The sequence below is a fragment of the Martinezella sp. CNPSo 3957 genome, assembly GCF_057784395.1.
In genome coordinates, this window is record NZ_JBXSOU010000002.1 from 440570 (window position 1) to 453201 (window position 12632).

The 12632-nt window shown below is 59.3% G+C and carries 10 protein-coding genes and 1 riboswitch; of the genes, 4 read left to right on the plus strand and 6 right to left on the minus strand.

Translation table 11 applies throughout. The annotated features are described in order from the left end of the window. Positions 1-10: 10 nt before the first annotated feature. A complete protein-coding gene (gene glf / locus AC13QE_RS07330; protein WP_488483181.1) occupies positions 11-1186 on the plus strand; it encodes a UDP-galactopyranose mutase in 1176 nt (391 codons plus the stop codon). A 120-nt stretch (positions 1187-1306) separates the two neighbouring features. Here the strand turns inward: glf and bmt are convergent, their stop codons facing one another. From bmt to AC13QE_RS07355, 5 genes are all read right to left on the minus strand, one after another. Continuing rightward, positions 1307-2320, minus strand: coding sequence for a betaine--homocysteine S-methyltransferase (gene bmt, locus AC13QE_RS07335; RefSeq protein WP_488483182.1), 1014 nt, complete (start codon positions 2318-2320; stop codon positions 1307-1309). A gap of 167 nt (positions 2321-2487) precedes the next feature. Beyond that, the gene (locus AC13QE_RS07340) at positions 2488-3540 is read right to left on the minus strand and encodes a quaternary amine ABC transporter ATP-binding protein (protein WP_488483183.1); all 1053 of its coding nucleotides are present in this window, start codon (positions 3538-3540) and stop codon (positions 2488-2490) included. Continuing rightward, complete coding sequence (locus AC13QE_RS07345; RefSeq protein WP_112334613.1) at positions 3533-4444, minus strand: ABC transporter permease; 912 nt, start codon at positions 4442-4444, stop codon at positions 3533-3535. The genes AC13QE_RS07340 and AC13QE_RS07345 overlap by 8 nt, the downstream gene beginning before the upstream one ends. Before the next feature lie 247 nt (positions 4445-4691). After that, entirely contained in the window at positions 4692-5690 is a 999-nt protein-coding gene (locus AC13QE_RS07350) for an ABC transporter substrate-binding protein (RefSeq protein WP_132716893.1), read from the minus strand. An 818-nt stretch (positions 5691-6508) separates the two neighbouring features. After that, the gene (locus tag AC13QE_RS07355; protein ID WP_015340209.1) at positions 6509-6652 is read right to left on the minus strand and encodes a hypothetical protein; all 144 of its coding nucleotides are present in this window, start codon (positions 6650-6652) and stop codon (positions 6509-6511) included. A 235-nt stretch (positions 6653-6887) separates the two neighbouring features. Between AC13QE_RS07355 and AC13QE_RS07360 the strand changes: the two genes are divergently transcribed. Then, positions 6888-8342, plus strand: coding sequence for a cobyric acid synthase (locus AC13QE_RS07360; RefSeq protein WP_488483184.1), 1455 nt, complete (start codon positions 6888-6890; stop codon positions 8340-8342). Here the strand turns inward: AC13QE_RS07360 and AC13QE_RS07365 are convergent. Then, positions 8339-10135, minus strand: a complete 1797-nt coding sequence (locus AC13QE_RS07365; RefSeq protein ID WP_488483185.1) for a chloride channel protein — start codon at positions 10133-10135, stop codon at positions 8339-8341. The two genes, AC13QE_RS07360 and AC13QE_RS07365, sit on opposite strands and share 4 nt — an antisense overlap. Positions 10136-10315: 180 nt before the next feature. Continuing rightward, positions 10316-10714, plus strand: a riboswitch (cobalamin riboswitch). 141 nt (positions 10715-10855) lie between these two features. On the opposite strand from AC13QE_RS07365, the gene cobU reads away from it, so the two are divergent. Further along, the gene (cobU, locus tag AC13QE_RS07370) at positions 10856-11380 is read left to right on the plus strand and encodes a bifunctional adenosylcobinamide kinase/adenosylcobinamide-phosphate guanylyltransferase (RefSeq protein ID WP_488483186.1); all 525 of its coding nucleotides are present in this window, start codon (positions 10856-10858) and stop codon (positions 11378-11380) included. Between the two features lie 5 nt (positions 11381-11385). Further along, the gene (gene cobW / locus AC13QE_RS07375; protein ID WP_132716889.1) at positions 11386-12435 is read left to right on the plus strand and encodes a cobalamin biosynthesis protein CobW; all 1050 of its coding nucleotides are present in this window, start codon (positions 11386-11388) and stop codon (positions 12433-12435) included. Positions 12436-12632: the final 197 nt, after the last annotated feature.

Sequence of the window (12632 nt, forward strand, 5' to 3'; positions counted from 1 at the left end):
TCTCGCGATCATGATCAATTTCGCCGATGTTGACTTGCTCGTGGTCGGCGCCGGCTTTTATGGCGCGACGATCGCGGAGCGAGTGGCCAACGAGCTGCAGAAGAATGTGCTTCTGATCGACCGCCGGAGCCATATCGGCGGCAACGCCTATAGCGAGTTCGACAGCGAGACCGGCATCGAGATTCACCGCTACGGCGCGCATCTCTTTCATACGCCGAACGAACTGGTCTGGACCTATCTCAACAGGTTCACCGCATTCACCGACTATAAGCATCGTGTCTATTCGACCTATCGCGATCAGGTCTATTCGATGCCGATCAACCTCGGCACGATCTCGCAATTCTTCAACCGGCGCCTTTCGCCCGATCAGGCGAGGGCACTGATTGCCGATCAGGCGGCGGAAATGGCCGGCCGGCATCCGGCCAATCTGGAAGAGAAGGCGATTTCTCTGATCGGCCGGCCCTTGTATGAGGCGTTTATCCGCGGCTATACGGCCAAGCAGTGGCAAACGGATCCGCGTGACCTGCCCGAACACATCATTACGCGCCTGCCGGTCCGCTACACCTTCGACAATCGCTATTTCAACGACAAGTATGAGGGCCTGCCGGTCGACGGGTATACGGCGATTTTCGAGAGGATGCTGAAGCATCCGAAGATCCGTATTGCCCTGGGCGTCGATTTCTTCTCGCTGAAATCAACGCTGCCGGCCGGGCTTCCGATCGTCTATACCGGCCCGATCGACCGCTATTTCGATTATTCCGAAGGCGAGTTGGGCTGGCGCACCATCGACTTTGAGAAGGAGACGCTGAACACCGGCGACTTTCAGGGGATGGCGGTCATGAATTATGCCGATAAAACAATCCCCTACACGCGTATCCTCGAGTTTCGCCATTTCAATCCCGAGCGAAGCTACCAGACCGAAAAGACGGTCGTTGTGCGGGAATATTCACGATCGGCGAAGCGTGTCGATGAACCCTATTATCCAATCGACACGCGTCAGGACAAGGAGATCTTCCTGCGCTATCGCGAGCGGGCCGAGGCGGAGGCGAATGTCCATTTCGGCGGGCGGCTCGGCACCTACCGATATCTCGACATGCACCAAGCCATCGGCGCTGCCTTGAAGGCCTTCGACAGCAGGATTGTTCCGCATTTCACCGAAGGCCGCGCTATTGGCGGTGAAAGATAGGCGATCGCCCGTTACGCGCCGATGTTCAGCGCGTAACTGCCGGCAGTGCCGACCAAGGCTCAAGGCGAAAATACCCGCTTCGCAGGGGGAAGCTCGGTTGTCGGGCTTTCCTTAGATTGCTTAGGAGCGTCTGCGACGCTCACGCGCCGGAGCGGCGCCGCCTTCGTTGGCCGTCTTGTTGCGCATGGGGCCAATCCGCTCGATGATCGTCTCCAGCGTCGGGCGAGCGCCAGGCACGTAGCTGTCCAGCGCCTCCCGCATGGCGGCAAGGTGGTCGCAGGAGGTGCCGCAGCAGCCGCCGATGATCTTGGCTCCGGCATCGCGGGCAAGGCGTGCATAGTCGGCCATCAGCGGTGGTGTGCCGGAATAATGGATCTCTGCGCCACGATATTCGGGAATGCCGCAATTACCCTTGACGATAACGATGGCGGCCGGGTCTGCCTCGGTCATGTCGAGGAGGCTGGACAGGATATCCGAGGCGCCGACGCCGCAATTGGCGCCGACCGCGAGCGGCCCTGCACCGATATCGGTGGCGACGGCATGAATATCCTTCGGGTGTAGGCCCATCATCGTCTTGCCGGCCGTGTCGAACGAGCCGGTATATGTATAGGGCAAGCCGACCTTGGCAGCGGCTTCGGCAGCGGCGCGGATCTCGTCCGGCGAAGACATGGTTTCGATCCAGGCAACATCGGCACCGCCGGCCTGAAGGCCTTCCATCTGCTCGACGAAGGCTGCGACGGCGTCTTCATAGGTCAAGGCGCCGAGCGGCATCAGCAACTCGCCCGTCGGCCCTACTGAGCCGCCGACGATGACCTTGCGGTCGGCTTTGTCGGCAACGGCACGGGCGATCTCGGCTGCCGTCTTGTTGAGACTGTGCACGCGATCCTGAGCATGATGAAGCTTGAGGCGATGGCGCGTGCCGCCGAAAGTGTTGGTGAGGATGATGTCGGCGCCGGCATCGACGAAATCCTGATGCAGCTTCGTGATCCGGTCGGGATGCTGTTCGTTCCAGAGTTCGGGCGCTTCGCCGGCTTCCAGGCCCATGGCAAAGAGGTTCGTGCCGGTTGCGCCGTCGGCAAGCAGTACGCCTTTTTCGGCAAGCAGATCGGTCAAGGGATTGGTGGCGACGGTCATAGTGTGTCCTCGGATGCGGCGGCTCTAAAGAGTGTCAAATGCAGATATAAACATTTCTTTATGTGAACACAACGACAAGATGGCTGCCCCAATATGTTGACGCGGCAACAAGACAGAAAAAGCGCCCCGGTAAGGGCGCTTTGTCACGTGAGATGAAAATCTCGCCGTCAGGCTGCTGCCATTTCTGCCGTGTCGTGTGTCGTGGGCGTGACCATGGCGGCGATGATGCCTTGCAGATCGATCGTGCCGATAGGCTTGCCGCTCGCATCCGTGACGACGGCTCCTGTCTGGCCCGCCTCGATGATCTGCTTGGCGGCGACTTCCAGCGTCATGTCGCCAGGCACGCGCGCGCCGCCCGGCTCGCCGGCAAGCGGCTTCATGATTGTCTGGGCCTGGATGACGCGGCCGCGGTTCACTTCTTTCACGAAGGCCGTGATATAGTCGTCGGCAGGTTGCAGCACGATCTCCTGACCGGTTCCTTGCTGAACAACCTTACCGTCGCGCAGGATCGCGATCTTGTCGCCAAGGCGCAGGGCCTCGTCGAGATCGTGGGTGATGAAGACGACGGTCTTCTTCAATTCCTTCTGCAGATCGAGCAGCACCGTCTGCATATCCACGCGGATCAGCGGATCGAGCGCCGAATAGGCTTCGTCCATCAGCAGGATGTCGGCATCGTTCGTCAGCGCCCGGGCAAGGCCGACACGCTGCTGCATGCCGCCGGAAAGCTGGTTCGGATAGTGCCTCTCAAAGCCCTTCAGCCCGACGCGCTCGATCCAGTACTGGCCCTTCTTTTCGCTTTCGGAGCGCGGCACGCCCTGGATATCCAAGCCGTAGATCGTGTTCTCGATCACGGTGCGGTGCGGCAGAAGCGCGAATTTCTGGAACACCATTGCCGTCTTGTGGCGGCGGAATTCGCGCAGGTCGTTTTCGTTCATCTTGCAGACGTCAACGCCGTCATAGAGCACTTCGCCGACCGTCGGCTCGATCAGGCGGTTGATATGGCGGATCAGCGTCGATTTGCCGGAGCCGGAGAGGCCCATGACGACGGTGATCGCGCCGGCCGGCATGTCGATATTGATGTCCTGCAGACCGAGTACATGACCATGCGTTTCATTGAGCTCGGCTTTGCCCAAACCGCTCTTCACCTGATCTACATAGTCGCGTCCGCGCGGGCCGAAGATCTTGTAGAGGCTCTTTATCTGGATCGCGTGACTAGCCATGGATGACCTCCGAGTGCTTCTGGAGCCGTCTGCCATAGGCCTGGCTCGTACGGTCGAAAATGATGGCGATGGCGACCAGCGCGAAGCCGTTGAGGAAACCAACGGTGAAAAACTGGTTGTTGATCGCCTGCAGCGTATTTCGGCCGAGCCCGCCGACGCCGACCATCGAGGCGACGACGACCATGGCGAGCGACATCATGATGGTCTGGTTGATGCCGGCCATGATGGTGGGCAGTGCGAGCGGGATCTGCACGTTGAACAGCTTCTGGCGATGCGACGACCCGAAAGCGTCGGCCGCTTCCAGCACTTCCTTGTCCACGAGGCGGATGCCGAGATTGGTCAGGCGGATCATCGGTGGGACGGCATAGATGACGACGGCGATAAGACCGGGCACCTTACCAATGCCGAAGATGACGACGACCGGGATCAGATAAACGAAGCTCGGCATGGTCTGCATGACATCGAGGATCGGATTGACGATCGACTGCAGCCGGTCTGAGCGCGCCATCAATATGCCGATCGGCAGGCCGATGACGATGGCGATCAGCGTACAGACCGTTACCATCGCGAGCGTGATCATCGTGTCGGTCCAGAGGCCGCAGACGCCGATGAGGATCATGGAGATTGCTGTGCCGGCAACAATTTTCAGGTTGCGGCTTGCTGCATAGACGACGAGCATCATCACGATGAGCACGATGAACCAGGGCGTATTGGTAAATGCCCATTCAAGATAGTTCAGAAACCATTGCAGCGGTTGCACGATGGCATCGATGAGAGTGCCATAGGCGCGTACGGACGCCCTGAAGCCGTCGTCGATATTCTTGCGTGCGAGGCGTATGAGCGATTCATCTATTGCCGGAAAGTTGCAGAGCACATTCGGCAGGATCGTACACTGAATAGCCATGTATTTCCCCTTCTTGGTCCGGTTTTGTTCCGCTCCGCCCGTGTGGCCTTCACGTGTGGATGGCTTGCAGCGCTGCGACCGGTTCTTCAGGCTGCCCTTGCATTCTTACTATATTCGCCACCATCAATCTGCACTCGTTGCGACCTTGCGCCTTGCCGCACTGTCGGTATGAGCGTCGTTTGGGTTGTTCTGTGCGAATATGAAATCGGCGGCAGGCACGAGACCGCCGCCGATTCAGCAACATGGATCAGAGCGAAGCCTTGATCTTGGTGGCGACGTCCGGAGCGACCCACTTGGTCCACATATCGGGGTAGGTCTTGAGGAAGTACTTGGCGCCGTCCTCGTTCGTACCCTGATTGTCGGTCATCCAGGCGAGAACCTTGCCGACCGTGGCGTTATCCCACTTGCGGGTCTTCATGTAGTCCATGGCGACGCCGGCCTTTGCGGCAAAGTCCTTGGTCACGACGGTATAGACGTCCGAAACCGGATAGGAGTTCACCTTCGGATTGGCGCAATCCTGCTGCGATGTGCAGGCATCCCAATCCTTCTTGTCATGCGGCACGTTGAAGCTCAGGCGAACCATCTCGTACTTGCCGAGGATGGCTGTCGGAGCCCAATAGTAGCCGAGCCAGCCGGTCTTCTTTTCGAAGGCATTGGCGATCGAACCGTCGAGACCTGCGGCGGAGCCGGTATCGACAAGGGTAAAGCCGAGCTTGTCGGCGCCAAGAGCCTTGTAGAGGTTGGTCGTGGAGATCTGGCAGTTCCAACCTGCTGGGCAGTCATAGACGGCACCCTTGGACGGATCTTCGGGGGCAGGGAAAAGTTCGGGATGCTTGAGGGCGTCCTGAACGGTCTTGATGTCCGGATGGGCGTCTGCGAGGAACTTCGGAATCCACCAGCCTTCGACGCCGCCGTCGCTCAGAAGCGGTGCGGCCACGATCAGGCGGCCCTCAGATACGGCCTTGTCGAGCGCGGTGCGCACGGCGTTGACCCAAAGTTCTGGTGCGACGTCAGGCTGACCTTTTTCGTTCATGGAGGCAAAGGTCGGCTGTGTATCGCCGGTCACCAGGGTGACATTGCAGCCGTAACCGTTCTGCAGGATGATCTTGTCGACCTGCGCGGCAACGCCTGCGGATGCCCAGTTCATTTCAGCAATGGATACACTGCCGCAATCCGCCGCGTGCGCCGAGCCAGCCAAAGCATAGGCGCCGAATGCGAAGATGGCTGAAGCGAGAAGCTTCTTCATTGATATCGTCTCCCAATTTTTCGTTACGTTGCGGAAATCGACCCTAATGTGTTCGATTTCTGTCGATCCCCTGTCAGCGCGGTCCAATTGCAACCGTTCATACGCCGCTGACGACGCCCGTACGGTCCCCTTTGCTGCCGTCGTGCATTTGGTCTTTTTGCGACCGCTGAACTTTATCGCGGCCGGGCATTCTTTGCATCGACATCAGGCAGCGTAAGGATTTGGATGAAGAAATCAACAGCCAGTCGGCTGATGGACGTTATCGTGTCTCTTGGAGAAGCTTAATTAAGCGCCTGAATTAGCCTATTTTCTGCCATTCGTGGCTGTAAAACGTCCATCACATGGCTTCCTCAAAGCTTTGCCGCCCAAGCGGATTTGAATGGTGCTCAAATATCGTGTCCCTGAAAGACGTTTTATATCTTATTTGCGTCGTTTGCGATTTCTCAACGCAAGGCGGAAAATTTTCAAAAAATTTTCAGATTCACTCTAATTTAAGCACTTAATAACCCTCCAGTAACGATGTCGGTTTAACAATCGATGCGTGGCGGGGGACAACCGCTGCTTCCCTGGATCAGGTATAGCGTACCGGGGAATGCGAACCTTGCGGTGTATGTGCAGGGAAGCCGGCGTTTTTGGCAAACCGCGTCGATCTCCGGATCGCGCGGTTTTCGCGCTTTAAGAGTGCCGTTTTGGCACGACTTGCCATCCGACGGAAGCGGTGTCGTTAAAGTCCGATCTTGGTAGTGATAAAAAAATATAGCCGCCAATGCTGTCGCATGGCGGCTTCTTGTGTGTTGGACTAGCGGCTTGACGCGCTATCACCCAACATTATACGTGCGGATGAAGCCCACGGTGCCGAAGCGCGTATCGAGCTGCTGCAGCCGGCTCTCGGGGCGGTGAGCCGGAAGCTTGCCGTTCCAGGCGATCTGGATGGAATTCTGTCTGTTGAAGATGAAAAGCATTGGGGTATCCTCCGACCCGGACCGGCCGGTTTCGTTGTTTGTTTTCACGATGCAGATAATCCTCCTTCGCGTAACTCACAATGGATGAAATCGTCATCCAATGTCGCAAACAGAGCATGTCGGGCGGTGATGCATTTTTGTATCGTGTCGGTGGGCTCGGAGGGGCGGAGATCGCGGCAAAATCAAGGCAAAATCCAGCGTTTTCAGTGGCTGTAGCATATCAAGGTGGTGAGGAATGACGAGAGCGATCATGCTGCAGGGAACCGGATCCGATGTCGGAAAAACGGTATTGGTCGCGGGCTTGTGCCGGCTGTTCGCAAACCGGGGCGTCAGAGTGCGCCCGTTCAAGCCACAGAACATGTCGAACAATGCCGCAGTTGCCGAGGATGGCGGCGAAATCGGACGCGCCCAGTGGCTGCAGTCGCTGGCGTCACGCGTTCCCTCATCGGTTCATATGAATCCGGTGCTGTTGAAGCCGCAATCGGAAACCGGCAGCCAGATCATCGTGCAGGGCAAGGTCTGGGGACAGGCCAAGGGCAGGGACTATCAGGCGCTCAAGCCGCAATTGCTCGGCGCAGTGCTCGAAAGCTTCGCCACGATGCGGGCGGGGACTGATCTCGTCATCGTCGAGGGGGCAGGTTCGCCCGCCGAGATCAATCTGCGGCGCGGCGACATCGCCAATATGGGCTTTGCGACACGCGCCAATGTCCCCGTCGTGCTGGTCGGCGACATAGACCGCGGCGGCGTGATCGCGTCGCTGGTCGGCACGTACCATATCTTGCCGGAGGAAGATCGGCGGATGATCCGCGGCTATCTGATCAACAAGTTCCGTGGCGATGTCTCCCTCTTCGGTGAGGGTATCGAGGCAATTGGTAGCTTCACGGGGTGGCACTGCCATGGTGTCGTTCCCTGGCTGAAGGCAGCGGCGCGCCTGCCGGCGGAGGATTCCGTTGTGCTGGAGCGACTTGCTCGAGGTTCCTCTGGTGCGCTCAAGGTCGCCGTACCCGTGCTGTCGCGCATCGCCAATTTCGACGACCTCGATCCGCTGCGGGCCGAACCGGATGTCGATTTGGTGTTTGTCCGCGCTGGAGAGCGCTTGCCTGCCGATGCAGCGCTCGTGGTGCTGCCGGGTTCGAAGTCTACGATCGGTGATCTCCTTGATCTGCGCGAGCAGGGATGGGACCGCGATATAGCCGCGCATGTGCGCCGTGGCGGCCGCGTCATCGGCATTTGCGGCGGCTACCAGATGCTCGGTCATACTGTTCACGATCCGCTGGGAATTGAGGGATCGGTGACCGAGACGCCCGGATTGGGCCTGCTGGATATCGAGACGGAGATGGCGCCGGAAAAGACCGTGCGCAACAGCACTGCCGTCTCCAAAGAGTATGATGTGCCGTTATCGGGTTATGAAATCCACCTCGGCGTGACGCAGGGCCGGGACTGCGAGCGGCCATCGGCCATGATCGACGGGCGGCCTGATGGAGCCGTATCGCCGGATGGTCACGTCATGGGCACATACCTGCATGGCCTTTTCAGCAGCGACGCTTATCGGGCAAAACTGCTGGCAAGCTTCGGCCTCTCCGGCGAGCGCATGAACTATCGCGCCAGCGTCGACGCGGCGCTGGACGAAGTTGCGGCAGAGCTGGAAAGCGTACTCGATCCCGCCTGGCTCGACAGCCTGGTCGCCTAAAGCTCGCCGGAGACTTCCCGGCGGCGGCGGTCGAGTTCTTCGCTGTAGCGACGCAGCGTATAGCTCTCGGTCAACAGGCCGATGACCTTGCGTTCGATCAGGTCGTTGACCACGACGAGCGCTTCGCTTTTCGTCTGCTCGAACATGGCGGCTGCCTGCTTGGCATTCATTTGCGGCTGCAGGAACTCGTTTCGCAGCCGGATGAAATCGGAAAGGCCGTGCTCTTCGTCGTCCTTTTCGATCGGGCTCGCATAGATATCGGGCACGACGACCATTCCGGAATATTTTTCGTTCTTGTCGACGAGGATGACCCGCTGCGCCGAGCCGATCGGGAAATTCTTGCGGAATTCCTCGATGCTCATGTCGATGCTCGCTGTATGAACATCGGGGCGCATCATGCGGGCGACGGTCAGATTGCGGATCCAGCCGACATCGTGAGCGCTGCGGATACTCTCGCCGCGCAAGTGGAAGCGCCATGTGGCGAAGGAGTAGCCGAAGGTCGTGCGCACCACCAGCGAGGAGGTGATGACCGCCGCCAGAACCAGAGCAGTGATCGGGAAATCTCCGGTGATTTCGAGCGCCAGGAAGGTCATCGTCAGCGGCCCGCCAATGATCGCGACGGCAAGCGAGCTCATGCCGACGACTGCGTAGACGGCCGGCGTCAGCGTGGCGTGATCGAAATAGGGTGCGCAATAGGCGAAGATCTTACCGAGCAGCGCGCCCATGAACAGGGAGGCAAAGAAGAGACCGCCTCTGAAGCCGGAGCCGATCGAAACTGCTGATGCCAGGGATTTCAGGATGAAGACGCCGACAAGTGCGCTCAGCGTCACATCGGTCGAAAGATTGAGATGCAGGGCGCCATGGCCGGCAGACAGAACCTGTGGCGAGATCAGCGCCAATGTTCCCACCACCAAGCCGCCAAGCGCAGGGCGGAAGGGCGGTGCGATCGAGCTTTTGCGCGCCAGTTCCTCGACCCATGCGACGCCCTGCATGATCAGGATGCCGATACCGGCGCAGAAGGCACCCAGCAGGATGGCAGGAAGATAATCAGCCGGAACGATCGCCCCGACATGATCGATATCGATGGCGAAGTCGTCGCCGGCGAGCAGTCTTGCGATCATGGTCGATATCAGCGCCGAGACGACGACGGGTGTCAGGGTCACGATCGAATAGCTGCCGATGATCAGCTCGAAGGCGTAGAAGGCGCCGGTGAGCGGCGCATTGAATGCTGCGGCGATGGCGCCGGCCGCGCCGCAGCCGACGAGCATGCGCAGGTCCGCGCGACGCATCTGCATCTTGTAGCCGAACTTGGAGGCAATGCCCGCAGCGAGCTGCGTGTAACCTGCTTCAAGCCCGACAGAGGCGCCGAATCCATTGGAAATCAGGTTTTGCACGGCCACGATGATGCTGTCGGTCAGCGACATGCGGCCGCCATGCAGCGCATTGGCTTCGATCGGGTCGACCATCGGCTTTTTGCGTGTGCGGGATAATATATAGAGCAGTATGCCGAGAATGATGCCGCCTGCGATCGGTGCGATGAACAATACGGATTTGTCCTGAATTGCCATCGCCGCCGAACTCAAGCGTTCGTAGTCGGTTATGCCGTAGATGACGCTGTGAAACTTGCGCGAGATATAGCTCATCGCCGTTACGGCACAGCCGGATACTATTCCTACTAGCGCTCCGGCGAAGACAAGTCCCAATTCGCCACGGCGCAGCAATGCCCTGAAGCGACCGAGATCGAACAGAGCCGAGAAGACGCCGAGGCGTCGCGGTTGGAATTTCTGCAACATGGGAAACGGACGATACGTTTTACTCGAATGCGAGAGCCTACCCTCTATAACCTCCTAACATCAAAGAAATACGGCAAAAAAGCCGTTGGCTTTATGGGAATTTTCAGCCGATTTCGTAATCAGGATGGCGCAGGTCGCATCCATGCCCTTGATTGACTTGAGGTAAGTGAAAGCCTAATCATTGCCGGTATAACGAATGGTTCCTGAGCGGCGATCTGCCGCATGGGATGAAAAGGGAATGTGGAGGGACGGACCCAATCCGGGCGTTCTCATCACAGCCGACCCCGCGACTGTAGAGCGGTCAGGGTCTTTCGTTCGGTTTGAAACCTATTCCATCGACGATTCGCATGGGGCGAACGAGGCGGGGCAGGCTCAAGTCGAAAAAGCCACTGGCGTGGCATCATGATCAACCGGGGCTGGACGCCTCTTATTCTACGAATCGTCCGCCTTTTCATGATGCATTGCCGGGAAGGCGAGAAAGATCCGCTGGCGCACGATCGGGGGCGACCGGTTTCGGTCCGCCCCCGTCGCGGCGCCTTATCCGCGAGCCAGGAGACCTGCCATGCGTGCCGGGCACAGAGCCTGTTCTGGGACGTCAGTTCCGCTGCCAGCACGGAGGTTGTCATGGCGCAAGACGAGTTTTCGGCGTGTAGGCGCCCGTTTCCCGGCTCCAGCGATGTGCTGCCGACCCTCGCTTCCGCGCGGGAGCGGACATAGCGTATGTCGTCTTCGACTTCCCGAGCAGTCTTCGTCCTTGGGGGCGCGCGTTCCGGCAAATCCAGGTTTGCCGAATCCCTGGTTTCGGACACGGGTCTTGAACGTCACTATGTGGCGACAGGGCAGGCATGGGACGACGAGATGCGCGAGCGCATCGCGAAGCATCGTGCCGACCGCGGCGATCTATGGCAAACGCATGAGGAGCCGATCGATCTTGTCGGGCAGCTTGCCGCCGTCGACGCCGAGGGGCGGGCAGTGCTTGTCGACTGCCTGACGCTATGGGTCACCAATCTGATGATGGCCGAGCGTGACATGGCGGCGGAATTTGCCGCCCTGACCGCCTTTCTGCCGACCGCACGATCGCGGCTCGTTCTCGTCTCCAACGAGGTGGGCTTGGGAATCGTGCCGGAGAATCGCATGGCGCGAGAGTTTCGCGATCATGCCGGCCGCCTGCACCAGATGGTCGCGGCGACAAGTGCCGAAGTTTATTTTATCGCAGCGGGCCTGCCGCTGAAAATGAAGGGTTGATGCATATGAACCAGGAAAAGATTCCCGCCACCGTCATCACCGGCTTCCTGGGAGCCGGCAAGACGACGATGATCCGCAACCTCCTGCAGAATGCCGGCGGCAAGAAGATCGCGCTGATCATTAACGAATTCGGCGATCTCGGCGTCGACGGCGACGTGCTGAAGGGCTGCGGCGCGGAGAACTGCACCGAAGACGACATCATCGAGCTGACCAATGGCTGCATCTGCTGCACCGTCGCCGACGATTTCATCCCCACCATGACGAAGCTTCTGGAGCGCGACGCGCGCCCGGATCACATCGTTATCGAGACCTCGGGCCTCGCGCTGCCGCAGCCGCTGGTCGCCGCCTTCAACTGGCCCGACATCCGCACTCATGTCACCGTCGATGGCGTCATCACCGTCGTCGATAGCGCCGCCGTAGCTGCCGGCCGTTTCGCCGACGATCATGACGCTGTCGAAGCAGCCCGCGTCGAGGACGACTCGCTCGATCATGAAAGCCCGATCGAAGAGCTTTTCGAGGATCAGCTGACCTGCGCCGATCTGATCGTGCTCAACAAGACCGATCTGATCGACGTCGATGGGCTCGGCCGCGTCCGCGCCGAGGTTGCCTCGCGCACGGCACGCAAGCCGACGATTATCGAAGCGAAGAACGGCGATGTGCCGGCCGCCATCCTGCTCGGCCTCGGCATCGGCACGGAAGACGATATCGTCAATCGCAAATCCCATCATGAACTGGAGCATGAAGACGGCACGCCGCATGATCACGACGAGTTCGACAGCTTCGTCGTCGAACTCGGCCCGATTGCCGACCCGGCGGCCTTCGTCGATGCGCTGAAAGGTGTGATTGCCGAGCATGATGTGCTGCGCCTGAAAGGCTTCGTCGATGTCCCCGGCAAGCCCATGCGCCTGCAGCTTCAGGCTGTTGGCAGCCGCATCGACACCTATTTCGATCGCGCCTGGACGCCGGGTGAAGCCCGCGCGACCCGGCTGGTGGTGATCGGCCTGCACGAGATGGATGAGACGATGGTGCGCAAAGCGATCGAAGCGCTGGTCTGATCGATGCTGCGTCTTTGTCCAGAAACATCCCCCTCTGTCCCTTGCGGGACATCTCCCCCACAAGGGGGGAAATTGGGAACTCGCGACTACGTTTTTGCGAAACGGCTGACTACCGAGGTTTTGGTGGCTTCGGATGGTCGCTGGGGTGAGGCATGGCACCAAACAATCTCCCCCTTTGTGGGGGAGATGTCCCGAAG